The sequence below is a fragment of the Rhizobium sp. NFR07 genome (assembly GCF_900111905.1).
Classification (GTDB): Bacteria; Pseudomonadota; Alphaproteobacteria; order Rhizobiales; family Rhizobiaceae; genus Neorhizobium.
In genome coordinates this window covers 208,789-233,551 of sequence record NZ_FOKM01000007.1, presented here as the reverse complement: position 1 = coordinate 233,551, position 24,763 = coordinate 208,789, and the positions used below count along the sequence as shown (strand labels likewise).

Annotated in this window: 17 protein-coding genes and 1 riboswitch; of the genes, 11 read left to right on the top strand and 6 right to left on the bottom strand. The window is 62.4% G+C overall.

Going from position 1 to position 24,763, the window contains the following annotated elements; all coding sequences use genetic code 11:
• Nucleotides 1-142 precede the first annotated feature (142 nt).
• The 3 genes from BM216_RS16795 (at nucleotide 143) to bluB (ending at nucleotide 3,638) form a co-directional block, all read left to right on the top strand.
• Nucleotides 143-1,816, top strand: a complete 1,674-nt coding sequence (locus BM216_RS16795; protein ID WP_093000346.1) for an NAD+ synthase — start codon at nucleotides 143-145, stop codon at nucleotides 1,814-1,816.
• Nucleotides 1,817-1,834: 18 nt separating this feature from the next.
• Entirely contained in the window at nucleotides 1,835-2,665 is an 831-nt protein-coding gene (locus tag BM216_RS16790) for a TolB family protein (protein ID WP_093000470.1), read from the top strand.
• A gap of 28 nt (nucleotides 2,666-2,693) precedes the next feature.
• Nucleotides 2,694-2,878: riboswitch (cobalamin riboswitch) on the top strand.
• A 73-nt stretch (nucleotides 2,879-2,951) separates the two neighbouring features.
• Nucleotides 2,952-3,638: a 5,6-dimethylbenzimidazole synthase gene (gene bluB, locus BM216_RS16785; protein ID WP_093000345.1), complete on the top strand. Its 687-nt coding sequence runs from the start codon at nucleotides 2,952-2,954 to the stop codon at nucleotides 3,636-3,638.
• A 32-nt stretch (nucleotides 3,639-3,670) separates the two neighbouring features.
• On the opposite strand, the gene BM216_RS16780 is transcribed toward bluB, so the two are convergent.
• Both BM216_RS16780 and BM216_RS16775 read right to left on the bottom strand, forming a co-directional pair.
• On the bottom strand, nucleotides 3,671-4,378 hold the full coding sequence (locus BM216_RS16780; RefSeq protein ID WP_093000344.1) for a hypothetical protein: 708 nt from the start codon (nucleotides 4,376-4,378) through the stop codon (nucleotides 3,671-3,673).
• 83 nt (nucleotides 4,379-4,461) lie between these two features.
• Nucleotides 4,462-6,789 (bottom strand): NADP-dependent malic enzyme, encoded by a 2,328-nt coding sequence (locus tag BM216_RS16775; protein ID WP_093000343.1) that lies wholly within the window; start codon nucleotides 6,787-6,789, stop codon nucleotides 4,462-4,464.
• 214 nt (nucleotides 6,790-7,003) lie between these two features.
• Between BM216_RS16775 and BM216_RS16770 the strand changes: the two genes are divergently transcribed.
• A complete protein-coding gene (locus BM216_RS16770) occupies nucleotides 7,004-7,816 on the top strand; it encodes a UDP-2,3-diacylglucosamine diphosphatase (RefSeq protein WP_244530206.1) in 813 nt (270 codons plus the stop codon).
• A 118-nt stretch (nucleotides 7,817-7,934) separates the two neighbouring features.
• Nucleotides 7,935-9,098, top strand: coding sequence for an MFS transporter (locus BM216_RS16765; protein ID WP_177230813.1), 1,164 nt, complete (start codon nucleotides 7,935-7,937; stop codon nucleotides 9,096-9,098).
• Here the strand turns inward: BM216_RS16765 and dgcA are convergent.
• Entirely contained in the window at nucleotides 9,068-10,051 is a 984-nt protein-coding gene (gene dgcA, locus BM216_RS16760) for an N-acetyl-D-Glu racemase DgcA (protein WP_093000340.1), read from the bottom strand. The two genes, BM216_RS16765 and dgcA, sit on opposite strands and share 31 nt — an antisense overlap.
• 114 nt (nucleotides 10,052-10,165) lie before the next feature.
• Here dgcA and BM216_RS16755 point away from each other — a divergent pair, with 114 nt between their 5' ends.
• The 4 genes from BM216_RS16755 to BM216_RS16740 are packed head-to-tail and all read left to right on the top strand — an operon-like array spanning nucleotide 10,166 to nucleotide 14,176.
• Entirely contained in the window at nucleotides 10,166-11,308 is a 1,143-nt protein-coding gene (locus BM216_RS16755) for an ABC transporter permease (RefSeq protein ID WP_177230812.1), read from the top strand.
• Nucleotides 11,309-11,342: 34 nt separating this feature from the next.
• The gene (locus BM216_RS16750) at nucleotides 11,343-12,164 is read left to right on the top strand and encodes an ABC transporter ATP-binding protein (RefSeq protein WP_093000468.1); all 822 of its coding nucleotides are present in this window, start codon (nucleotides 11,343-11,345) and stop codon (nucleotides 12,162-12,164) included.
• Nucleotides 12,165-12,172: 8 nt separating this feature from the next.
• Entirely contained in the window at nucleotides 12,173-13,543 is a 1,371-nt protein-coding gene (locus BM216_RS16745) for an MlaD family protein (protein WP_093000339.1), read from the top strand.
• A gap of 18 nt (nucleotides 13,544-13,561) precedes the next feature.
• The gene (locus BM216_RS16740) at nucleotides 13,562-14,176 is read left to right on the top strand and encodes an ABC-type transport auxiliary lipoprotein family protein (protein ID WP_093000338.1); all 615 of its coding nucleotides are present in this window, start codon (nucleotides 13,562-13,564) and stop codon (nucleotides 14,174-14,176) included.
• 49 nt (nucleotides 14,177-14,225) lie between these two features.
• Here BM216_RS16740 and BM216_RS16735 read toward each other — a convergent pair whose 3' ends face one another.
• Nucleotides 14,226-15,791, bottom strand: coding sequence for a DUF1963 domain-containing protein (locus tag BM216_RS16735; protein ID WP_177230811.1), 1,566 nt, complete (start codon nucleotides 15,789-15,791; stop codon nucleotides 14,226-14,228).
• Nucleotides 15,792-16,065: 274 nt separating this feature from the next.
• Nucleotides 16,066-22,353 (bottom strand): apolipoprotein A-IV repeat region-like domain-containing protein, encoded by a 6,288-nt coding sequence (locus BM216_RS16730; protein ID WP_093000336.1) that lies wholly within the window; start codon nucleotides 22,351-22,353, stop codon nucleotides 16,066-16,068.
• A 468-nt stretch (nucleotides 22,354-22,821) separates the two neighbouring features.
• Between BM216_RS16730 and BM216_RS16720 the strand changes: the two genes are divergently transcribed.
• Nucleotides 22,822-23,196: an Hpt domain-containing protein gene (locus BM216_RS16720; RefSeq protein ID WP_177230810.1), complete on the top strand. Its 375-nt coding sequence runs from the start codon at nucleotides 22,822-22,824 to the stop codon at nucleotides 23,194-23,196.
• A gap of 242 nt (nucleotides 23,197-23,438) precedes the next feature.
• Nucleotides 23,439-23,759 (top strand): 2Fe-2S iron-sulfur cluster-binding protein, encoded by a 321-nt coding sequence (locus tag BM216_RS16715; RefSeq protein ID WP_093000334.1) that lies wholly within the window; start codon nucleotides 23,439-23,441, stop codon nucleotides 23,757-23,759.
• 343 nt (nucleotides 23,760-24,102) lie between these two features.
• Here the strand turns inward: BM216_RS16715 and BM216_RS16710 are convergent, their stop codons facing one another.
• Nucleotides 24,103-24,714: a DUF922 domain-containing Zn-dependent protease gene (locus tag BM216_RS16710; protein ID WP_244530205.1), complete on the bottom strand. Its 612-nt coding sequence runs from the start codon at nucleotides 24,712-24,714 to the stop codon at nucleotides 24,103-24,105.
• Nucleotides 24,715-24,763: the final 49 nt, after the last annotated feature.

The window sequence follows — 24,763 nt, the reverse complement described above, 5'->3', positions numbered from 1 at the left end:
CATTATTGAATTCACTCATTAAGAACATGCTAAAATAGACATGCGGAATGTTATGGATGCAGTATTGGAACGGCTGCTGGTGATGGCCGAAATTTGTCGACTTGCCGTTGCGACAATCGCGGGCTGGGCTTAAATCGGGATCATGACCCAGGAAAATCTCCAGACCTTGCGCATTGCCATCGCCCAGCTCAACCCGACAGTCGGCGACGTCGCCGGCAATCTGGCGCTCGCCCGCGAGGCGCGTAGGGACGCCGCCCGCGAGGGCGCCGACCTCGTGCTGTTCACCGAGCTGTTCATTTCCGGTTATCCTCCAGAAGATCTGGTGTTGAAGCCGGCTTTCCTCGCCGCCTGCCTGAAGGCTGTTGAAGAGCTGGCGGCTGAAACCGCAGACGGCGGGCCGGGCGTGATCATCGGCTTTCCGCGCCAGGGAGACGAAGGGCGCCACAACTCCATCGCGGTTCTCGACGGTGGCAGGATCGTCGCGATGCGCGACAAGATCGACCTGCCGAATTACGGGGAATTCGACGAGAAACGCGTCTTCATCGCCGGCGCCATGCCGGGTCCGGTCAATTTCCGCGGCGTGCGGATCGGCATTCCGATCTGTGAGGATATCTGGGGCGAACTCGGCGTCTGCGAGACGCTGGCCGAAAGCGGCGCGGAAATGCTGCTGGTGCCGAACGGCTCGCCCTATTATCGCGGCAAGGTGGATATCCGCCATCAGGTCGTATTGCGCCAGGTGATCGAGACAGGCTTGCCGCTTGTCTATGCGGCGCAGCTCGGCGGCCAGGACGAGCTGGTCTTCGACGGTGCCAGCTTCGCCTTCAATGCCGACAAGTCGTTGGCATTCCAGCTCTCCCAATTCGAGCCCGCCGTCGTCGTCACCGACTGGCGACGCGAGGAAGACGGCTGGCGTTGCCTGCCGGGGCCGATGGCGCATATTCCGGAAAAGGAAGAGGCGGACTATCTGGCCTGCATGCTGGGCTTCCGCGACTACGTCAACAAGAACGGCTTCAAGTCCGTCGTCCTCGGCCTGTCCGGCGGCATCGATTCGGCCGTCTGCGCGGCAATCGCCGTCGATGCGCTGGGCGAGGAGAGAGTGCGCACGATCATGCTGCCCTATCGTTATACGTCCGAGGATTCGTTCAAGGACGCCGCCGACTGTGCCAAGGCGCTCGGTTGCCGCTATGATATCGTGCCGATCTCCGAGCCGGTCGAGGGTTTCCTTGCCTCGCTCGCCGACATGTTCGAGGGAACGGAACAGGGAATTACCGAAGAGAACCTGCAGAGCCGTACGCGCGGCACGATCCTGATGGCGATTTCCAACAAGTTTGGCTCGATGGTGGTGACGACCGGCAACAAGTCGGAAATGTCGGTGGGCTATGCGACGCTCTATGGCGACATGAATGGCGGTTTCAATCCGATCAAGGACCTCTACAAGATGCAGGTCTATGCGCTGGCCGAGTGGCGCAACCGGCATGTGCCGGCAGGTGCCTTCGGCCCGTCCGGCGAGGTGATCCCCGTCAACATCATCTCCAAGGCTCCCTCGGCCGAGTTGCGGCCGGACCAGACCGACCAGGATTCGTTGCCGCCCTATCCGGTGCTTGACGATATCCTCGAATGCCTCGTCGAGATGGAGATGGGGACGGAAGAGATCGTCGCCCGCGGCCATGACGTAGCGATTGTCCACCGAATCGAGCATCTTCTCTATCTTGCCGAATACAAGCGGCGGCAATCGGCGCCGGGCGTGAAGATCACCAAGAAGAACTTCGGCCGCGACCGGCGTTATCCGATCACCAACCGGTTCCGCGACCGATAACGGGAGGCAGGGATGGCGTTGCGCAGCTCCGTCGAGATCTTCAACATCCGCACGCGTGAAAACCGGGTGGTATGGCAGACCGAGGAATTGTTCGAGGCGCCGAACTGGTCGCCGGACGGTTCCTATCTCATGCTCAACAGCGAAGGGTTGATCTACCGGATGTCACCAGCCGGTGATGCCGCGCCGGAGAAGGTCGATACGGGCTTTGCGACGATATGCAACAACGACCACGGCATCTCGCCGGACGGTTCGCTGATCGCAATCTCCGACAAGGTCGAGTTCGGTAAGTCGGCGATCTATGTTCTGCCGGCGGCGGGCGGAACGCCGAAGCTCGTGACGGAGAACCTGCCGTCCTACTGGCACGGATGGTCGCCGGACGGGCGGACATTCGCCTATTGCGGCATTCGCGACCAGGTTTTCGATATCTATACAATCGGTATCGATGGCCGGAACGAGACACGGCTTACCCATGGCGAAGGCCGAAATGACGGCCCGGATTATTCGCACGATGGCAAATGGATCTATTTCAATTCAAGCCGCACCGGCCTCATGCAGATCTGGCGCGTGCCGGCTTCAGGCGGCGAGGCGGAACGGATCACGACGAGCGACTACGGCGACTGGTTTCCGCATCCGTCACCGAAGGGCGACAAGGTCGTCTTCGTGTCCTACGACGCCGATGTCTTCGATCATCCGCGCGACCAGAATGTACGGGTACGGTTGATGGATCCGGATGGCGGCAATGTCGAAACCCTGTTCAAGCTTTTCGGCGGGCAGGGCACGATGAATTCGCCGAACTGGTCACCGGATGGCGACGAGTTTGCCTATGTCCGGTATTTCCCGGCGACATAAGGCCGCCTTGCGGCTGCCGGCATTGACCGGCATAACAGCTTCGTCAGGTGCCCATCATCCGATGGGAGAATCGGGAAGCCGGTGAAATTCCGGGACGTGCCCAACGCTGTGAGGCTGACGGTCATCGCAACACGCCACTGGACCATTTCCGGGAAGGCTGCGCTGGCAGGACGAAGCCAAGTCAGAAGACCGGCCTGACGAGATGGACCGATCCGCGCGGACGGCGGACGGGTTGAAGGCACGCGAGGGACAGCCCGCGCGGCCGCTGCATTGTTGGGGATAGACGATGCGACCTGAAGTGATGAGCCATGGCCTACAGGCCGCAGAAACATTCGACGACCGTGACCGCGACGCCGTCTACCGGGCGATCCGCACCCGTCGCGATGTACGCGACCAGTTCCTGCCGGATCCGATACCCGATGATCTCGTAAGGCGCCTGCTGGAGGCAGCGCATTCGGCGCCTTCGGTGGGGTTCATGCAGCCGTGGAATTTCGTCCTGGTGCGCGACGAAGCCGTGCGGCTTGCTGCCTGGGAGGCCTTCTCGAAGGCGAATGCGGAAGCCGAGGCGATGTTTGCTCAGGAGCGGCGCGACCTCTATCGCAGCCTCAAGCTCGAAGGCATCCGCAAGGCGCCCCTGTCGATCTGCGTTACCTGCGATCCCGACCGGGCCGGGCCGGTGGTGCTGGGGCGTACCCACAATCCGCGCATGGACAGTTATTCCGCGGTCTGCGCGGTGCAGAACCTTTGGCTTGCGGCCCGGGCGGAAGGCATCGGTGTCGGCTGGGTCAGCATCTTTCATGATGCCGACGTCCGAGCGCTGCTCGGCATTCCTGACAGAATCGAGATCGTTGCCTGGCTTTGTCTCGGTTATGTCGACAAGCTCTATGGTGAGCCGGAACTGGCGGTCAAGGGATGGCGTCAACGGTTGCCGCTGGACGAACTGGTCTTCACGGACGGCTGGGGCCGGCGCTGACGTCGGCTGCCACTCGTATGGCCGGGCGGGAACTACTGCTGGGGCTGTGGTCCTGCAAGCTTCGGGTTGGCAAGATCGATCTTGCGTTCCGGAAAGAAGCGCGGGCCGACCATGCGGACTTTCTTGCTCGGATCGTAAGAGCGCTCCGGCGGAAACTCGATCTTCTCTTCCTTCGGAACCACGGCGACTGGCTTTCCGAGATGGGTGATGCTCGAATTGGTGCCCGGTCCGGGCAGGGCGATGCCTCGAATGCGCATGCGCTCCTGCTCTTCGATCGCAGTCTGTGCGTCCAGATCTGCCGGCGTGCAATTGTTCTGGCGAATGGCGGCGAGGATCGCGACGCGTTCTTCGGAGGGCTGCGAAAGGCTGCGGGTGCTGTTGCGCTGTCTGGTCAATTCCTCGCGCTGAGTTTCAAGCGCGTCCAGCGCTTCCTGCATCTGATGGCAGACGGGATCGGCCGGCCTTCCCAGCGTGACGATGCTGCCGCCGGCGCTGCCCAGCCTTGGACGGCAGCCCTGGTTGCGCATGTCTATCCTCAGATTGCGGATATCGGCATTCTGCTGGCTGACCTCGGCCGCATAGCGGCGCATGTCACCACCGGTGCCGATGATCTGAGGGGCGTTGCTCAGTTCACGATAAAGATTGGCGCAGATCTCCACGTCCCGCGCGCTGGCCGCCTGCGGGACGTAAAGGGCCGAGAAGGCCAGTATCGTCAGTCTCAATCCGGTGACGTGCGCCATGACTTACCTGTCGCATTTTTCTGCGGCTGGCATCAACACTAGCGCCACCGGCATGCGGGAAGCTTGCCGTAAGCCCTGCCGCCTCATTTGGCCTGCAGCAGGGGCTCCGGCTGGGATGCTTCCACGACTGCGAGGGCTGCCATGTTGACGACGCCGCGCGATGTCACCGACGGAGACAGGATATGCGCCGGCATGGCCGCGCCGAGCAGGATCGGGCCGACATGCAGCGCATCCATCATCATCCGCACGAGGCCGAGCGAGATATTGGCGGCGTCGAGGTTCGGGAAGACCAGCAGATTGGCTTCTCCGGTCAGCGTGGTGTTTGGCATGGCTCGCTTGCGCAGCGCCTCGTTGAGCGCCGAGCCGCCCTGCATTTCGCCGTCCACTTCCAGATCCGGTGCCGTCGAGCGCACGATCTCCAGGGCGGCGCGCATCTTGCGGGCGCTTTCCGAATCGCGGGAACCGAAATTCGAGTGGCAGATGAGCGCTGCCTTGGGCTCGATGCCGAAGCGGCGGACTTCCTGGGCAGCCAGGACGGTGACCTCGGCGATCTCTTCTGCGGTCGGATTGTAGTTGACGAAGGTGTCGGTGAAGAAGATCGCGCCGCGCTGGGAGATCAGCAGGCTGAGGCCACCGAATGTGCAGGCGCCGGGCCGCTGGCCGATGATCTGCTTCACGTCGCGAAGATGGCGGTCGTAACGTCCTTCGACGCCGCAGATCAGTGCATCGGCTTCGCCACGCTTGACCGACAGGGCGCCGATGACGGTGTTGTTGGTGCGCACGATGGTGCGGGCTGCTTCCGGGTTGACGCCCTGGCGGCCGACGAGCGCGATATAGTCGTCGACATACTGGCGGTAACGCGGATCGTCTTCCGGGTTGACGACGGCGAAGTCGACATTCGGGCGGATGCGGATGCCGAAGCGTTTCAGGCGGGCCTCAATGACGGAAGGACGGCCGATCAGGATCGGCTGGGCGGTCTTTTCCTCGAGCAGGATCTGGGCGGCGCGCAGGACGCGCTCGTCCTCGCCTTCCGCAAAGATCACGCGGTTCTTTTCGGCGGCCTTCGCAGCGGTGAAGATCGGCTTCATGACGAAGCCGGAGCGCCAGACGAAGCGGTTCAGCTGGTCGAGATAGGCCTCGAAATCCTGGATCGGGCGGGCGGCGACGCCGCTCTCGGCTGCCGCGCGCGCGACGGCCGGGGCAATGCGCAGGATGAGGCGCGGATCAAAGGGCGAGGGGATCAGGTAGTCAGGACCGAAGACCGGAGTTTCGCCGGTATAGGCTCTCGCCGCAACGTCGGAAACCTCTTCGCGGGCAAGTGCGGCGATGGCCTTGACGGCGGCCATCTTCATTTCTTCGTTGATCGTGCGGGCGCCGCAATCCAGCGCACCACGGAAGATATAAGGGAAGCAGAGGACGTTGTTGACCTGGTTCGGGAAGTCCGAGCGGCCGGTGCAGATCATCGCGTCCGGGCGCGCCTCGCGGGCGAGTTCCGGCATGATTTCGGGCGTCGGGTTGGCGAGCGCCATGATCAGCGGTTTCGGCGCCATGCGGGCAAGAAGTTCGGGCTTCAGAACGCCGGCGGCGGAAAGACCGAGGAAGACATCGGCGTCATCGATCGAGTCGGCGAGGACGCGCTTGTCGCTCTTCTGAGAGAAGACCGACTTCCACTCGTCCATCAGCTCGGTGCGGCCCTCGTAGACGAGGCCTTCGATGTCGTGGACCCAGATATTCTCCTTCTTCGCGCCGAGCGAAACGAGGAGGTTGAGGCAGGCGAGCGCAGCCGCGCCGGCACCGGATGTGACGATCTTGATATCCGTGATCGACTTGCCGGCCAGTTCCAGGCCGTTCAGGATCGCGGCGGCAACGATGATTGCCGTTCCGTGCTGGTCGTCGTGGAAGACCGGGATGTTCATTTTCTCGCGGAGCTGTCGCTCCACCTCGAAACATTCCGGCGCCTTGATATCCTCGAGGTTGATGCCGCCGAAGGTCGGCTCCAGCGCCGAGACGGTGGAGACCATCTCACCGATGCTGGCGGCGTCGATCTCGATATCGAAGACGTCGATGCCGGCAAACTTCTTGAAGAGAACCGCCTTGCCTTCCATGACCGGCTTGGAGGCGAGCGGACCGATATTGCCGAGACCGAGCACGGCGGTGCCGTTGGAAATCACGGCCACCAGATTGGCGCGTGCCGTGTAGTCCGCGGCCATGTCCGGATTATCGCGGATTGCGAGGCAAGGGGCAGCTACGCCGGGGGAATAGGCGAGCGCGAGGTCGCGCTGGTTGCCGAGCGGCTTGGTCGCCTGGATCTCGAGCTTTCCGGGACGCGGGTAACGATGGAAGAACAGCGCCTGCTCATCAAGGTCGGCGCTGGCCGGCACGGCCGACTTCTGGTTTTCGTTCGCGTCCATAGTCACTCCTGCCTTACTCTTAATCTCTGTCCATGTGGGGAGGATGCATCCCCTCCTTACATCAATCGCCACGGGCGAACAGCAGGTAATTTCAGCTCGTGGCGGAAATTGGAACATGAGCAGATACGAGCGAAGGCAAGCAGGCTGCTGTCATCATCCTGAAACACGAGTCTGGTTTTCAAACCACGGGGCAGGCTATGAAAGGACGGCTTCCGTGACAGCGACATTCGAGACCCGGCAATTCAGGACTTTGTTCATCTCGGACGTGCATCTCGGCTCGAAGGCCGCGCGGACCGATCTCCTGCTCGACTTCCTGAAATTCCATGAAGCGGACACGGTGTTCCTGGTCGGTGACATCGTCGACGGATGGCGGCTGAAGCGCAGCTGGTTCTGGCCGCAGGGCTGCAACGACGTGGTGCAGAAGCTACTGCGCAAGGCGCGCAAGGGCAGCCGCATCGTCTACATTCCGGGCAATCACGACGAATTCCTGCGTGACTTCCCCGGGACCCATTTCGGCGGGATCGAAGTTGCGGATCGCGCGACCTATGAGATGGCCGACGGCAAGAAATATCTGATCCTGCATGGCGACGAATTCGACGTCGTGGTGCGCAATGCGCGTCTGCTCGCCTATCTCGGCGACTGGGCCTATGACGCGGCGATCGTGATCAATATCGGTCTCGCCGCCATCCGCCGCAAGCTCGGCATGCCATACTGGTCGTTTTCGGCCTGGGCGAAGCTGCAGGTCAAGCACGCTGTCAACTTCATCGGCGAATTCCAGAAGGTTGTTGCCGACGAAGCCCGTCGCAACAAGGTGGACGGCGTCATCTGCGGCCATATCCACCACGCGGTGATGACAGACATCGACGGCATTCACTACGTCAATACCGGCGACTGGGTGGAAAGCTGCACAGCGATCGCCGAGCATCACGACGGCACGCTGGAGCTGATTTCCTGGCAGACCATCAAGGCGACCGCCGAGTTGCACGCGCTGCCGAGCCCGGAAATCAAAGATATGCAGGCCGCCTGACTTTCGGCTACAAATCAAGCCAAAAATAGTGCCCGCTAAGCGTGTAAGCGGCGGGCGCCTGTGATAGGTCTTGGCGACCCTCACAGATTTTTGTGATTCCGTGACAACCGCACAATCATTGCCCGCTTCCCCCGCGCAGTTCCAGCTCCGTTGCGCTCTCGCCTATGCCGCGCCGATTTCGGTGAACGGCATATTGCTGCCCTACCTGCCGGTCTGGCTCAACAGTCTCCAATTCACCGCGCCGCAGATCGGGACGATCCTTGCATGCCAAGTCGTGCTGCGCGTGCTGATGGCGCCATTGACCGGACCGCTCTCCGGCATGGTACGGCAGCCGACCACGATTCTAACTTGGTCGGCAGCGTTGTCTCTGATTGCCATACTCGGGCTGTTCGTCAGTCAAGAGTTTCCGGTCGTGCTCTTCGTCATTGCGCTGCAGGCGGCGCTTTTTGCGCCTTTCGCTCCGACCGTGGAGGCGATGACAATCAGTGGCGTACGACGCTGGGGGCTGCAATACGGCTTCATGCGGGTCTGGGGTTCGATCGGGTTCGTTGCGGCGACACTCGCAGCCAGCGGACTTTTGTCCGTCGGCGGCCCTGGGGTGATCCCTGTGATGGTGACCGTGGCGCTCGTCATCGCGGTTGCCATCGGCTGGTCGGCGCCGCGCATTCCCATGGTGGGGAAGCCGGCTGCGCGCCGGTCGCGGGCATCGCTGATTGAAAGGCCGGATATTCACATGCTCCTGATCGGCGCTGCTGTCATGCAGTCCAGTCACGGCATGTTCTACAGCTTCAGCACGATCCAGTGGCAGACGCTCGGTTTCTCCAACGGGATGATCGCCGGCTTCTGGAGCGCCGGCATCTTTGCGGAGATCATGGTCTTTTTTGCAGCCGGACGCCTTTCGAAACGGCTGTCACCCTGGAGCCTGATGCGAATCGGCGGCCTGGTCGCAGTCGTTCGATGGACGCTTTTTCCGGCCGAATGGGGTGCTGTCGGATATGTGATGCTGCAGGTCGGCCATGCCTTCAGCTTCGCTTTCACCCATCTCGGGCTGCAGTACCGGCTGGCGGAAGCCGTGGACGAGGATCGCCAGGCGTCGGCGCAGGGAGCCTATGTCTTTTATAGCGGCGCCTTCCTGGCAATCTCGACGCTGATTTCCGGGGTCATATACCGCTATGCCGGCCTGCACGGCTATTTCGTCATGGCGCTTCTCGCCGCTGCCGGCCTCGGCATTCTGGCGCTCGCTGCCCGGATTCAGCCCCAGAGATCGGCGGTCGGCGGATAGACCAGAGATCCCTCGTAGCGCAATCCGCCGGGTCGATCCTCGGCAAGCAGCAGGGGACCGTCGAGATCGACATACTGCGCATCCTGGGCGAGCAGCACCGCCGGCGCCATGGCGAGCGAGGTGCCGACCATGCAGCCGATCATCAGCTGGAAGCCGAGTCGGGTCGCTTCCGCCTTCATGTTCAGCGCTTCGGTCAGGCCACCGGTCTTGTCGAGCTTGATATTCACGGCGTCATAGCGGTCGCGCAAGGCGGCGAGGTCGGCGGTTGAGTGGACGCTCTCGTCGGCGCAGACGGTGACCAGTCGCTCGATGCGCGACAGGAAGCTGTCGTTGCCGGCGGGGAGTGGCTGTTCGATCAGGGCGATATCGAGTTCGCGGGCGATGGCGAGATGGGTCTCGATATTGGCTTCGGTCCAGCCTTCATTGGCATCGATTATGATTTTCGACCGCGGCGCGCCGGAGCGAATGGCGCGCATGCGTTCCTCGTCATTTTCCGTACCGAGCTTGACCTTGAGGAGCGGCCTGTCGCTGTTCTTGCGGGCATCTTCCGCCATGGTGGCCGGGTCGGCGAGCGACAGGGTGAAGGCGGTGACGACAGGCTCGCGTGAGGTTGCGCCGATCGCATCGGCTACCGGTTTTCGCGACTTTTTGGCCTCGAGGTCCCAGAGGGCGCAGTCGAGGGCATTGCGCGCGGCGCCGGGCTTCATTTTCGCCTGTAGATCTTGCCGCGAAAGGCCGTTTTCCACAGCAGGCACGATGGCGAGGATATCGCTCAGGACACCATCGACGGTCTCGCCGTAGCGTCTGTAGGGCACGCATTCTCCGCGGCCCGAAAAGCCGTTTTCGAAAATGGTGCAGACGATAACGTCCGCCTGCGTCTTCGAACCTCGCGAGATCGTGAAGCTTCCGGCGATGGGGAAGGTCTCGATTGTTGCTTCAAGGTGACGGCTCATGGCTTTCGGATGTCCTCTTGTGGCAAATCGGCACGAGCCGTCTATATTGCGCTTTCCTGGAGTGCCATCAACGCATTGCCAGATTCGACCGATTGAAACGAGCGCCCGCGACCTGTGAATTCCAATATCGCCAAAATCCAGACGGAAGACCTGCCGGGCGGCGGTCAGCGCTACGTATTGACGGGCGATTGGCGCAACCATTCCGTTTCGCATGTCCTGAAGGATCTCGATGCCGCCGGGAAAACCGGCGGGCAGGGCGCCGTGGAGATTGATGTCTCCGGCGTCGAAGGCATCGATACAGCAGGCGCCTGGCTGATCCGACGTTTGATGACCGCAAAGGGCGGCGAGGGGCGCGAGCCCACGCTGTCCGGTGGCAATGGCAATATCGAGGAACTGGTCGGGGCCTTGCCGGAGCAGACACCAGCGCCTCCCGGCCCGGGTCCGGACAAGCGAAGCCTGTTCGAGCGCGTGTTCACGCCTCCGGGCAAGCTCATTGCGGAGCTCGGCAGCGATCTCTATGCAGCCATGCACATTCTCGGCTCGGCGGTGCGCGGCGCACAGCTGAAATTCGGCCGAGGTGCCGGCGTATCCCCGGCCTCGGTCGTCACCCACATCGACCGGATGGGCGTGCGCGCCGTACCGATCATCGTGCTCATGTCCTTCCTGATCGGCGCGATTATCGCCCAGCAGGGCGCCTTCCAGCTGCGTTATTTCGGTGCGGAAATCTTCGTTGTCGATCTCGTCGGCATCCTGCAGCTGCGTGAAATCGGCGTCCTGCTGACCGCAATCATGATTGCCGGCCGTTCGGGCAGCGCCATCACGGCCGAGATCGGCTCGATGAAGATGCGTGAGGAAATCGACGCGTTGACCGTCATCGGCCTCAATCCGGTGGGTGTCCTGATCTTCCCGCGGCTGGTAGCGCTGACTATCGCGCTGCCGCTTCTGACCATCGTCGCCAATTTCGCCGCCCTCTATGGTGCCGCGGTGGTGGCCTATCTCTATTCCGGCATCACGTTCGATACCTACCTGTCGCGTCTGCACGAGGCGATCGACCACACGTCGATCGCGTCCGGCATGATCAAGGCGCCGTTCATGGCGCTGGCAATCGGGATCGTTGCCGCCGTCGAGGGCATGAAGGTCGGCGGCAGCGCCGAATCCCTCGGCCAGCACGTCACGACGTCCGTGGTCAAAGCGATCTTCGCCGTCATCCTGATGGATGCGCTTTTCGCCATCTTCTACTCCGCAATCGATTTTTAGGGAGCAGAAGATGTCAGACGAAAAGCAACAGACGATGGAAAAGACGCCGGCAAATGCAAAGGAAGAGCGTCAGGTCGTGCTTTCCGTTCGCGATCTGACTGTCGGCTTCGGCGACAAGCTGGTTCTCGACAAGCTCCAGCTGGACATCTACCGCGGCGAGATCCTCGGGTTTGTCGGCGCCTCGGGCACGGGCAAGTCCGTGCTGATGCGCACCGTGCTGCGGCTCCTGCCCCATCGGTCGGGCACGATCGAGATCCTCGGCACAAATTACGAGAAGGCCAGCGAGGAGGAGCGCATGGCGCTCGACGCGCGGCTAGGGGTCCTGTTCCAGCACGGCGCGCTGTTTTCGGCGCTGACCGTGAAGGAAAACATCCAGCTCCCGATGCGCGAATATCTCGACCTTCCGCAGTCGCTGATGGATGAACTCGCCTATGTGAAGCTGGAAATGGTCGGCCTGCCGCCGGATGCGGCGGACAAGTACCCGTCGGAGCTTTCCGGCGGCATGATCAAGCGCGCGGCACTGGCGCGCGCACTGGCGCTCGATCCGGATCTCGTCTTCCTCGACGAACCGACATCGGGCCTCGATCCGATCGGCGCGGCTGATTTCGACGCGCTGATCGCCAAGCTCAGGGACACGCTGGGACTAACCGTCTACATGGTGACGCACGACCTCGACAGCCTGTTTTCGGTTTGTGACCGCATTGCCGTGCTCGGAGAGAAACGGGTATTGGTGGAAGGCACACTGCAGGATATGTTCGACTGTGATGATCCGTGGGTTCAGTCCTATTTCCGGGGAAAACGCGCGCGTTCCGTCGTAGTGAATGAAAATGATACCCCGGTAGACGTAGGGAAGTGAAGTAACCCATGGAAACCAAAGCGAATTATGCCCTTGTTGGCTTCTTCACGCTGCTGGTGATCGCGGCCGCCTTCGGCTTCGTCTATTGGATGGCGCAGTCCGGTCGCGGCGGCCCGACGGCGGAGCTGGCGATTCGCATTCCCGGTTCGGCGAACGGTCTTTCTGTCGGTTCGCCGGTGCGCTTCAACGGCATCCCTGTCGGCTCGGTACGCAATCTGACGATCGATCCCGATGATCCGCGCTATTCGATCGCCTTTACCGAGGTGCGGGCGGATGCGCCGGTCTATCAGTCGACCAAGGCCGTTCTTGAAGTGCAGGGCCTGACGGGTGCTGCCTATATCGAGCTTTCCGGCGGCGCCAAGGGCGAGGAGAACATCCTCCAGAAGGCGATCGAGGCGGGTCGTCCGGCTGTGCTGATTGCCGATCAGTCGAGCGTGACGAACCTGCTTGCCACCGCAGACAAGATCCTCGAGAGGGCCGACCAGGCGATCGGCGATATCCAGGGCTTCGTCGGTGACGCCCGAGGACCGCTGACGCAGACGATCCGCAACGTGGAGACCTTCACGGCTGCGCTCAGCAACAATTCCGGCAGTATCGACGAGTTCCTGCATAGCCTCTCCAGCCTTTCCGCCACGGTGGACCGCGTTTCCGGCACATTGAATTCCACGCTGGAAGCTGCCGATCAGCTGGTGCGGGCAATCGATGCCGAGCGGGTGAACCAGGTCGTCACGAACGCAGAGCGGGTATCGCGCAACGTCGCCAATGCGTCGGAGGATTTCGGTCCGCTGGTCGCGAATGTGCGGACGGCGGCGGAAAGCTTCGCCCAGGTCGGCGTCGATGCCCAGGGCGTGCTGCGGCGGGCTGACGGCCTGCTTGCCGCCGTCGACCCCAATCAGGTCGGCAAGGCGATCCAGAACATCTCGGCGGCTTCCGAAGACGCCCGCCAGACACTCGCATCGGCGCGAGGCGTCGTCGATGACGTGGCGCATCGTTCGCAGGACATCAACAACGCGATCACTGATTTCACGCAGCTCGCCACCAAGCTCAACGATGCTTCGACGCAGGTCAACGGTATCCTGGCGAAGGTTGACGGGCTGGTTTCCAGTGACGAGTCCCAGGGCCTGTTTGCCGAGGCGCGCAAGACGCTGGAATCCTTCCGCACCGTCGCAGATAACATCAACGCCCGGGTTGGCCCGATTGCCGAGAACCTGCAGCGTTTCTCCGCGACCGGCCTGAGGGATATCCAGACCCTGGTGACCGACACGCGTCGGACCGTGGACAACCTCAATCAGACCATCACCAATTTCGACGACAATCCACAGCGGCTTATCTTCGGCGGCGAGACCGTCAAGGAATATGACGGCAGGACAAGGCGCTAAAGGCAGGGGTAGCAGTTCATGAGCGTTTTCAAGTACCGAGGACTGCCAGCCGGCCGCCGCACGTTGCTGCTGACATTGCCGGTCATCGCCGCGCTCGTCAGCGGCTGCGGCACGAAGGCGAACAACGATACGTTCGACCTGTCGATGACGCCTGCCAGTCAGGGGCCTTCCGCCCGCAATCGGCAGATCCTCGTGCCCGAGCCGACGGCCGTGAAGATGCTGGACAGCGAGCAGGTCGTGGTACGCGTGTCGCCATCGGAAGTGCAGTACCTTGCCAATTCCCGCTGGGGTGATCGTCTGCCGCGTCTGGTGCAGTCCAAGCTCGTCGAGGCATTCGAAAATTCCGGCCGCCTCGGCGGTGTCGGAAAGCCGGGACAGGGCCTGGCGATCGACTACCAGGTCGTGACCGACATTCGCTCATTCGAAGTGACTACCGACGGCAGCCGCGTTGCGACAGTCGAAATCTCGGCAAAGATCCTCAACGATCGCAACGGCACGGTTCGCGCCAGCAGCGTGTTCAAGGCAACCTCGCCGGTTTCCGGCGCTTCGAACAACGATTTCGTCGAAGCTCTCGATCGCGCGTTCGCCAAGGTTGGCGGAGAGATCGTCGACTGGTCGCTGAAGGCGATATAGATATCGCAGCGGTCCAGAGACACGTCTGGTCGATCAGGTAGGCAATGGATCAGCCGGATTCGACAAAGGCATAAACGCGCGAGAAATCTCCCTTCGCCGCGTCCTTGCGATGGATCATGAAGATGTAGTCGCCATGGTCGGAAAAGCTGAAGTCGGCCTCGCCGCCGGAGGCCAGCTTGATCAGGATGAACCAATCCTCCGGCGCCGCTATGTCGGACCAGCCCTGTTTGGCCGCATGGTCGGCTGCCAGTTTCTGGATGGAGGATAATTCCCGTATGCCGGTGATCCCGAACATCTGGTGTTGCGGACCATCGCCTATCCTGAAACTCTCCTGGAGCGCAATGGCGAAATCCGAGGGGTCTTCGATGCCGATGTCGGCATAGGCCTGCGGGTTGTTGTTGGGGCCAGGCGCGCCATAGGGAGCGCTGAGAGAGCGCTCGAAGCGCAGCGTCTTCACCGAACGGCTGAACTCGTATTCAGAGGCGAAGGCCATGACGTGCTTGCCGTCGCGGGTGAATGTCATGCGGCCGGCATCGTCCGTTTCGACGGATAGTCCGTCTACGGCCTGTCCGTTGGAGACGAGCCGCTTGAGATCACTATCCCAAGTGATCATCCGCGACGCCGAGATCGCTGTGTCCATCGCGTCCTCAGGCAGGCTGCGGGGCGTGAGCGTGGCATCAGCCGGCGTGAAGAGGACGCGCCAGTCGGTGTAATCCGTGCCGGTGAAGAAAGAGATGAGACCGGTTTGCGGCAGTGTCTCCGGGCGGTCCGGCAGATCGCAGAGGTTGATCTGCGCGAGAAAATTCAGGTGGAGGCCGTCGTCATCGCGCGGCCAGTCCAAGTTGGCGGGAAGATCCGGTCCGCCGCCGACACGGCTTTGTCCGTTGATGGACGTGTCGGCAACGTCGAGTTCGATCATGGCAACGGTCGGAATTACGATCCGGCGCAGGGCGTCGCGCTTGTCTTCGTACCCGGCCTCGGCCACTGCCACATCGAAACGCTCCTCGATATCGGCGAGGGGCGCTTTCGCCTTCGCCGCTCTTTCGATGCTGCGCTCCTTCTCGGCCTGCTGATTGCGGATAGCGGATGCCCGGTCCATGTCATCCTTCAGCTTTCCGAGTACGGCTGCTTTTTCCACCTCGGCCGCCGCTATTGCCTCCTCGGCGGCGTCACCTTCGAGCTTGACGCGGATGGAGCCGAGCAGGCGGACGAAGTCCGCTTCGATCCCGGCAAGATCAGGCCCGCTTGCCATTGCCGTAGCGTGGTACCACCTGGAGCCATCCGCGGTTACCAGAAGCGCGCGCAAGCGATACCAGTCGCGTTTCTCCTTCGTATCCCAATCCTCAAGGCGATCCTTCACCTTGCTCATCTCGCCAGACATGCCTGCAAAGGTGACTGCCTTGCGCTCGATGAGCTTGGTCTCATGGGCAAGGTGGTCGCTGAGCCAATCCGCCGCCGAGATCTTGTCTTCCGGTTCGGCAGGCCAGATGCTCATGCTCGGTGAAAACGCCGTTTCCGGGTGATGCCGCAGGCCGATCGAACCCGCGAAGATACGGGCATTTTCGAACATCGGATTGGCTTCGATGGAGAATTCCGTCGTTTCGACCAGGTTCATCGGCGGCTCCTGTGCGCAATAGACATTGGGAAAAATGAAATTGATAAAGCGAGAGCAAGGACCAGCAGACTGGCGGCGCGCGCCGACCAACGGTTGATGGATGGGGACAAGGTGATTTCCGGTCACGAATGGGGCCGTTGATAGTGTCTGATCCGTCTTTCGTAGTTTTAGGGCCTGGGGTGTGTAGATCAACCTTCGGAACTGCATTGATGTCCGATCACGAAAAAGGCCGCCTTCGAGGGCGGCCTTTTGTGTCTCATCGTTATTCCGCCGGTCAACCGAAGCGACCTGCTGCGTGGGCGAGCATGGTGTAGACCTTGCCCGTGTCCGAGGTCAGGTAGCTCTGCGTCACCGTGCGGTCGCGATCGGTGCGGGCGACGTCTGCGAGCAGCTTCTCGAAATCGGCGATGTAGCGATCGACAGCGGTGCGGAATTCCGGCTCGCGGTCGTACTTGCGCTTGATCTCGTCGAATGTCTGCTGGCCCTTCAGCGTGTAGAGGCGACGGGTGAAGACGTCGCGCTCGCCGCGCTGATAACGGCGCCACAGGTCGACCGACGCATCGTGGTCGATGGCACGGGCAATATCGACCGAAAGCGAGTTCAGCGATTCGACCATGTGCCGCGGATTGCGGTTGTCACCATTGGCCGTCCGCGGAGCGGGCGCAGCTTCCGGAGCCGGGCGGGCAGGGGCGCGAGCCGGTGCCTGTTCGGGCTGCTCGTCGCGCGATGCGCCGCGCAGGAGATCACTGATCCAGCCACCCTGGCCGGTCTGTCCAGCCTGAGCGGACTGCTCGGGTGCCGGACGGATCGGGGATGATGGGGCGGCGGGCTTGTCGAGCGACAGGCCGCCACGCAGAAGACCTGCGCCGTAGGGATCGTTACGCGGGGCAACGGGGGCGGACTGGACGGGCACTTGCTGCTGAGGCGCCTGCTGCTGGGGCGGCTGCGGCAAAGGCTGCGGCTGGCGTACCGGGGTTGCCACGGGCGCTGCTGGCGCCTTCGGCTGGGATGCCTCTGCGACTTCGAGCTGCTGCGACGAGCGGCCGACGAGCTGCGAGATTTCCTGGAGAGCCTTGATCTGCTCGCTGACGGCACGGCGCATGGCGGCCGCGCTCTCCTTTGCCTCTTCCGGCAGGTCGAAGGCGCCGCGCTTCAGTTCGGTGCGGGTCGCATCGAGTTCCTGGCGGATATCCTGGGCCGAACGGCGGATTTCGTCCGTGGCGCCGGAGAAGCGGCCGACAGCGTCCTCGACCGATACGCGAAGCGTTTCGCGCAGCTGGTTTGCCGCCGTGTCCGAACGCTGCGAAGCCTCACCGAGGACGCGCTCGACCTCGGAGAGAGAGCCGGAGAGATTGCCGCGCATCTGCTCGGCGAGATCACGGGCGCGCCGTTCGGCGTCGGAGAGGGTTTCCTCGATGGCGCGATTGGCCTCGCCGCCGGCATCCAGAAGCGCTGCGCGCATGGCGCTGGCGGTCTGTTCGGCGCGCTGCTGGGTTTCGCCCAGGCGACGGCCGATATCGGCAAAGGAGGCCTGGAGGCCGTCACGCAGCTTGTCGCCGACATGGGCGGTGCGCTCTTCTGCACGCTCGAAGGCACCGTCGACGAGACCTGTCAGGTGGCGCAGCGTCGCCTCGATTTCGTCCGAACGCTTCACGAGGCCGGCCGAGAGGCTGCGCAGTGCATCCTGGCGTTCATCCAGCGTGCTGGCGAGGTTGGACTGAGCGGCGCCGAGAAGTTCGGACGCCTGGCCGAGAACCTTGGAATGTTCCTCGAAACGTCCAACGATCCCACCGACCTGGCTGAGCGTCTGGCCGGAAATGTTGACCAGGCGGTCGATGTTGTTTTCCAAAAGGCGGCTGGAGCCGGAAACGAGATCGGCAGCGGAGCCGGCCGAGTGCGCGAAGCGGGCGGCCGTGTCGTCGAGTTTCTGGTCGGCTGCGGCGAGCTGGTCGGCAGCCTGTTCGACGAGCGAGGCAATGTTCACGTTGCTGTGCGACAGGCGCTCGATGATGCCGTCGACATTGGAGAGCAGGCTCTGCTCGGCGCCGCGCATCATTTGCGATGCGGCCTCGCTGCGCTGACCGATGGCGGCCAGCGTTTCGTTGGCACGGGCTGCGATCGCATCGACGAGCGCTGCATTTTCCTGGCGAATGCGGGCCGAGGTTTCCTGGGCGGCATTGGCGAGCTGTTCCGCAGCTGTGCGGCCGGTCTCGGCATAAGCTTCGACCAGCGGCTTGGCTTTCTCGTCCAGCAGTCGCGACAGCTCTTCCGAGCGGCTCGACAGCATGGAGTTGAGATCGCGCGAGCGGCTGTCGAGAGCCGTGCGGATGGCGTCGCCGCGGGCGGCGAGCGCACGGTCAACCGCATCCATGGCCTGGCCAAGGTCACCGGCCGTGTCCGTCAGGGTGGCGCGGATCGACTGGCCGCGAGAATCGAGCGTCGTCTCGGCTTCGCCGAGGGCGGCCGAAATTGCGTCCACCTGCTGCTTCACCAGCTTGTCGGCTTCGGCGACCTTGCTGACGATCGCGCTGCCGGCCTCGGAGAATGCCTGGGCGACAGTTGCAGCCTGGCCGGCGAGACGGTTCTGCGTCTCGGAAATGCGGCCGACGATCTCGTTGCTGCGCTCCTCGATGGCCCGGGTGAACTCGGTGTTGCGGTTGTTGAGCTCGTTGGTGAACTCGGAACCGGCGCGGGTAAGGGCTTCGGCAGACCGGTTGGCTTCCACATCCATCTGATGTGCGGCGGTCGAGACCGCGTCACGGAGCGATGCAGCGAGGCCAACTGCCTTGCCTTCGATCGTCTTCGAGACGTTGTCGAGGCCGATCGAAAGCGCGCGGTCCATGGTGCCGAAGCGTTCTTCGATATGAGCCGTGCGTCCGTCGAGGGTTTCCGTGATGCGGAGCGTCGCATCGGCACTGCTGCGCTCGAGGGCGTCGGTGCGCTCATTGAGCGTGCGTGCGATATGTTCAGCGGCCTCGCTGGAGGCGAGCTCGATGCCCATGCTGCTGCTGCTTGCCGATTCTGAGATTCGGTCGGCGGTGGCGCTGGAAGCGCGTTCGAGCGCTTCGGTCTGTTCGCTGAGCGTACGAGCAATGTGTTCGGCGGCTTCGCTGGCTGCGAGCTCGATACCCATGCTGCTGCTGGTCACCGATTCCGAAATGCGGTCGGCCGTGGCATTGGATGCGTTCTGAAGAGCGTCGGTCTGCTCGTTGAGCGTACGGGCGATGTGCTCGGCAGCCTGGCTGGAGGCAAGCTCAATGCCCATGCTGCTGCTGCTGACGACTTCGGAGATGCGATCTGCTGCGGCGTTCGATACGCGCTCCAGGTCGGCCGTGCGAGCACCGAGGGTGTCGGCAAGATTGCTGCCGGCATTGTCGACCATTGCGGAGACATTGCCGATTTCGCCGCGGATGCGGTCTTCGAGGCCGCCGAAGGTGACTTCGATCCGGTTGCCTGCGTCGTTCAGCGCCGTGGAGACGCCGCCCACGGTCTGTTCGACGCGCGAGGTGAAGGCTTCGGTCGACTGGCTGATTTCGCGGGCGGCATCGCTGATCTGGCCGGCGATGGAACCGATATCGTTCTGCAAGCTGCCGGCAAGTGTTTCGCTTGCCTTGTCGAGCGTCTCACGCAGGGCTTCCTGCTGGCCTTCCAGCGACATTTCAAGCATGCCGGCGCTGGAGGCAATGGTCGTGCCGATCGAAGTGGCCTGGTCCATCAGCAGGTTGCCGAGCTGATCCTGGGCGTCCGAAATGGTCGCGGAGATCAGACCGGTGCGCTGATCCAGCGTCGTGCGCAGGCGGTCGTGGCCGGCGTCGATCGTTTCCGAAATGTCGCGATTGGCTTCGCCGAGAACGTTGGCCATACGCAGATGCGCGGAGCCTACGGTTTCGCCCAGGACTTCGCCATTGGCCGTCAACGTGTCGGAAATCTGGCGGTGCGCGGTCTCGAGCGAGGTCTCCATGCGCTGTAGGCCGTCGCCCATCGTGGCATCGAAGCGATCGGTGCCCTGGGTGAGCGCAGTCTCGATGCGACCGGCTGCGCCACCGACGGTCTGCTCGAGACGGTCGCTGCCATTGTCGAGCAGGCGAGCGAGCTCAGAGGTGCGGCTTTCGAGCGAGATGTCGAGGTTGAGCTGGTTGTCCGCGAAGGCGTCGCGGATGATTTCGGCACGCTTGTCGAAGGAGTCTTCGATTCGCGTCGCTGCGCCACTGACGGTCTGCTCAAGGCGATCGCCACCCTGTTCGAGCAGGCGAGCAAGTTCCGCAGTGCGGCTTTCAAGCGAGATGTCGAGATTGAGCTGGTTATCGGCAAAGGCGTCGCGGATGACATCGGCACGCTTGGCGAAGGCTTCTTCCAGGCGCGTATCGGCTTCCGAGACCGTCTTGACGAGGCTCGTCGCGTGCTCGTTGAGCGTGGTGTTGAGACGATCTTCGTGCAGGGAGATCGAGGTTGCGATCTCCATCGACTTGTCGTCGAGGATTTCGGAGAGCCGGTCGCGGTTGGACGCCAAGGTGGTGTCGAGCGCGGTCGCGCGGCGATCCATCTCGTCGGTCAGGCGCAGTTCGCTTTCGGAAAGCGCACGGGCGATGGCTTCGCTCTTCGTGTCGAGGATCGAGGCGAGGCGGTCCGGCGTGTCGGCCATCAGAGACTGAAGGGCGGATGCCTTCTCGTCGACAGCGCCGGCGAAGCGCTCATGACTGTCGGTGACGGATTCGATGATCGCAGCGGTGCGGCTCGAAATGCTGTCTTCGAAACGCTTCTGGCTGTCGGCGAGGCTGGCGGAGATCTCGCCGCCGCGGGCCGCCATGACCATGTCGATCTTGTTATGGGCATCGCCGAAGGCGCCCGCGATGTCGCTGCTGCGGGCGGCAAGCGCGTCGGAGAATTCCTTCGAGCGGCTTTCCAGCATGGAATCAAGCACTTCCTGGCCGGTTCCGAGCGTCGTCGCGATTGCAAACTGCTGGTCGGTCAGCGCGTTGCCGATGCGCTCGATGCTGGTCGAGAGGATGCCTTCGATAGCATCGGAGCCGCCAGCGACGGTCTCATTGATGCGTGCGAGGCTTTCCATAAGCTTGCTGTCGAGGCTGCCGGCACGCTGATCGAAGGCTGTAGCGAACTGCGTGAGGCCTTCGTCGAAAGTGGTGCTGAGCTGGCCGACGGTCGCCTGGAAACGGTCTTCGAACAGGCCGGAACGCAGGTCCATATCCATGATGGCATCGTCGGACGCGCTCTGCAGGCTCTGGCGGAAGGACGCGCCGCGTTCGTCGAGCGAGTGGTTGAGGCTCGACAGGATGCCGTCGAGCGAGCCGGTCAGGGTGCGCTCGCTGTTTGAAAGCCCCTCGGTGATCTCGCGGGTACGGGCCAGCAGGGTTTCGTTCAGCTGGCGCGTGCGGTCGGCCAGCGCGGCGTTGAGCTTGTCGGTATTGGCGTCGAGGGTCGACGCGCGGGTCTCGAATTCGCTGAGGATCGCGTTGCCGCGATCGCTGAGCGTAGAGCCGAGGCTTTCGAGGCGCATGTCGAATTCGGTCGAAAGGGCGATACCCGACGTGGTCAGAGTGTCGATGAGGCCTTCCGTCTTCGCGGCAAGCAGCGATGCGATGGCATCGCCGGCAGCGTCGGACTTCTCCATGAGGGAGGCGGCGCGCATGTCGATCATCGAGGCGAAGGCCTCGCCTGATGTCGCGAGACGGATCGAGATTTCCTCGGTGGCGAGCGACAGCTCTTCCTTCAACTGGTCGTGGGCACCGACGATCGACGAGCGGATGCGCTCGGCATGATTGACGATGGCGTCCCGTTCGGAGCCGAGTTCCTGGACAAGGCCGCGGACGCGCAGCTCGTTGTCGGTATAGCTGCGCTCGAGCGCATTCACTTCGGAATGCACGAGCGTCTCCAGTTCGGCGGCACGGGCGATGGTGCGCTCGATGCCTTCGTTCATGGCGGACACTTCGCGGCGCACCGCCTGGCCGACGCTCATGATGCGTTCGGAGGCGATCGTTTCCGGCTCGGACAGGCGCAAGGCAACCTCGGCCATGGAGCGGGCGGCATTGCGCAGGTCCTGGGCGCGGGCCATCATGATTGTGAAGGCGAAGAAAAGCAGGATCGGCAGAAGAATGCCGGCCGCAAGAGCGACGAGACCCGGTGCGGCAAGGACGCCGGCTACGGAATTTACCTGCCAGAGCTGGTTGCCATAGATGAGCTGGCCGAGGCCGATACCGGCAATCGCCCAAAGGACGGACATGATCAGTGCATTGCGGATCGCTCCGCGCATCGAGCCGCCATCCAGAGAGCGCAGGATGGATGCCGGGTTGCGGCGGCCTGCGTCATTGGCCGGCTCGAAGCTCGGCTGACGTGGCGCCTGTTCTGCGGCAGGACGTGCGGGCTCTGCCTGGGGCTGGCGGGAGCGGGCAGGGCGGGTACGTGACGTGTCTGACACTCTGGCCTCCGAGGCAGGTGGTGCGGACTTCTCGCGGGGCGTCTCTTCGTTGAAGTCGATCTTCAGCGCATCTTCCAATGCCTGGAATGCAGTCTCGTCGATCGATTCACTGCTGGTGTTCTTCGCCATGCGGTTACGCCTCGTTACATACTCGCCCGGCACCCCGCTCTACGTGCTGCCGCCTGCAGAGCGAAACAGCGGGATACTCTTGGGGGAAATCGAGATGCCTCACGGCAAGCCCAATTGCCCATTCATGTTCCAGTCGGAGAGCCGTTCTTTCAAACGGAAGATAATGAAAGCTTACCATTCCTCCGACACCGGCCGCCAGGTGTCTCAGACAGCCGACTAAACCGTACTGTAGTGGCACATCTGTGCATTGGGTACAATTGAATCGGCCTTGGATGGCACGGCGGTCGGTTGCTTGTTAACAGGAATTAAACCATGTTTTCGGGCGAAATCCCTGTGATCACGGGAGTTTAACGCAAATTAACCATTCGCGAAGATTTGCGCCGCGATTGTGCCGAAATTTAACGGGATAGCCATGGCTCGGCCGGATGATCCGGACAAGGCAACACTATAAAGCAAGGGAACGAGCAAATGGCAATGGCAGCGGCGAAGATCGCTTTCGAGGCGCCCGACAACCACAAGATATCCTGTCCGTCCCAGTCGCGGCCCGTGGATCTCGCCCACCTGGCCAACCAGACGATGGGGGACAAGGCGCTCGAGGCTGAAGTGCTGCAGATGTTTGCCCGCCAGGCCCGCGCGCTGGTGCAGGAAATGGTAACCGCCGATGCGGCGCGCATGACCGCCGTCGCCCACCGCCTGCAGGGTGCAGCCAAGGCCGTCGGCGCATTCACTGTCGCAGCCAGGGCCGAGCGCCTCGAAGCCAATCCGGAGGATGCGGGCCTGCTGGCTTCAGTTCATTCCGCCGTGATCGAAGCTGACAATTTCATCATGGGACTGTGCCGCTAGGGCAGCGAACTGGAATCCTTGCCGATTTCCGAAACTGAAGACACGGCCTCTCAGCATGTCAATATGAGCTTCTGGCGCGCAGTATGATCGCGCCGGGGCTTGGGTAAACGACGTCCCGGCGTCGGTAGCATAGCCGGCGTCGCCAGCGCGATTGACTGGCCGGGCATTTTGGTGGCAGAGACGGCTCTTTACGAGGCCTCTACCTTTGCCGGTCTCTCCCCCAACTCTCGGATTTTCCCATCATGACGAAATTGACCATCGTAGCCTTCGACGGAACTCGCTTCGAACTCGACGCGGATAACGGTTCGACGGTGATGGAGAATGCCGTGCGCAATTCCGTGCCCGGTATAGAAGCCGAATGCGGCGGCGCCTGTGCCTGTGCCACCTGTCATGTCTATGTCGACGAGGCCTGGACCGAAAAGGTCGGCCCGCCGGCTGCCATGGAAGAGGATATGCTGGACTTCGCCTTCGACGTCCGGCCGACGTCCAGGCTTTCCTGTCAGATCAAGATCAAGGCCGATCTCGATGGCCTCGTGGTCAACGTGCCGGAGCGCCAGGCCTAAGCTTTCCTGGTCGTCACCCAAAAAAATGCCTCGCCGCAGGCGTGCGAGCGAGGCGAGGCGGGCGCATGGCGCGCAGGCGCGGGAGGGAGCGCCTGCAGGCCTTCAACACGCGCCGGGGGGGAACGCGAGGCAATTCATATCTGCGCGGACCTGTATATCTTCCGCGCTCCAGGCTGCCTTGTATGGGACGGCTGCGGATATCCGATGACCGTCAGAATCCGGCATCAACGTCCAATAAATAGCCGGAACAATTCAATTAGAATATTCTAATAATTAATCCATCATTCACCGGCGCCTGTGCAAGTCTTGCGCAAGCTTCGGGCGTCGTGGATGAAAGGTTTGATCAGTCGATGCGCTGGTCGATGCGGTATTTAAGAAGGCGCGTCATGCGGGCGTCGAAATTCTTTGCCTCCACCCGGTCGAAACGGACCTGCTGCGCATCGTGTTCTGCAAGCATGGTTTTGGTCAGATCCGACACAAGGGCTTCGACGTCGTCGCAATTGCGCCGGCTTGGAAGACCGAGCAGTTCGCGTTCGAGCCTGCGGGCATAATTGCGGGCGATTTCGGCGTGGCGTTCCTCGTGGCGCTTGATATCGGCCGACAGCGTATCCCAGATGAAGCGCAGGTCCTTTGCTGCGCGTCTCTGGTTGCTCCAGCGGGGCAGGATGATGTTGGTGCGCAAAGTCACCTTGGCGCCGCCGACCGAACACCGTCCACCGCGTTCGATATAGGTGACCTCGCCGCCGAACTTGATCTCGGTCGCGCCGGGATGGCGATGGCCGGTGGTGTGCGTCACAGGCCCGCGACGCTCGAGTTCGCGATCGAGATCCTCGGCCGTGCGGCCACCGATACGGAAGTAGGAATAGGTCTTCGTGATGACAGGTTCGGCATGGGCCGCCAACGGGATCACGCAGAGGAGACAAGCTGCGCCGAAAAACCGGCGGACCCTGCGCATCAATAACATTCTCGAACCTGGTACGTTGAACTTCACCCAAGCTTGGGGC

Excerpts from the sequence above, each read along its gene's own strand:
- BM216_RS16795 (WP_093000346.1), top strand. The coding sequence starts at position 143 with ATGACCCAGGAAAATCTCCAGACCTTGCGCATTGCCATCGCCCAGCTC.
- bluB (WP_093000345.1), top strand. The coding sequence starts at position 2,952 with ATGCGACCTGAAGTGATGAGCCATGGCCTACAGGCCGCAGAAACATTC.
- BM216_RS16780 (WP_093000344.1), bottom strand. The coding sequence starts at position 4,378 with ATGGCGCACGTCACCGGATTGAGACTGACGATACTGGCCTTCTCGGCC.
- BM216_RS16775 (WP_093000343.1), bottom strand. The coding sequence starts at position 6,789 with ATGGACGCGAACGAAAACCAGAAGTCGGCCGTGCCGGCCAGCGCCGAC.
- dgcA (WP_093000340.1), bottom strand. The coding sequence starts at position 10,051 with ATGAGCCGTCACCTTGAAGCAACAATCGAGACCTTCCCCATCGCCGGA.
- BM216_RS16750 (WP_093000468.1), top strand. The coding sequence starts at position 11,343 with ATGGAAAAGACGCCGGCAAATGCAAAGGAAGAGCGTCAGGTCGTGCTT.
- BM216_RS16745 (WP_093000339.1), top strand. The coding sequence starts at position 12,173 with ATGGAAACCAAAGCGAATTATGCCCTTGTTGGCTTCTTCACGCTGCTG.
- BM216_RS16740 (WP_093000338.1), top strand. The coding sequence starts at position 13,562 with ATGAGCGTTTTCAAGTACCGAGGACTGCCAGCCGGCCGCCGCACGTTG.
- BM216_RS16735 (WP_177230811.1), bottom strand. The coding sequence starts at position 15,791 with ATGAACCTGGTCGAAACGACGGAATTCTCCATCGAAGCCAATCCGATG.
- BM216_RS16730 (WP_093000336.1), bottom strand. The coding sequence starts at position 22,353 with ATGGCGAAGAACACCAGCAGTGAATCGATCGACGAGACTGCATTCCAG.
- BM216_RS16720 (WP_177230810.1), top strand. The coding sequence starts at position 22,822 with ATGGCAATGGCAGCGGCGAAGATCGCTTTCGAGGCGCCCGACAACCAC.
- BM216_RS16715 (WP_093000334.1), top strand. The coding sequence starts at position 23,439 with ATGACGAAATTGACCATCGTAGCCTTCGACGGAACTCGCTTCGAACTC.
- BM216_RS16710 (WP_244530205.1), bottom strand. The coding sequence starts at position 24,714 with ATGCGCAGGGTCCGCCGGTTTTTCGGCGCAGCTTGTCTCCTCTGCGTG.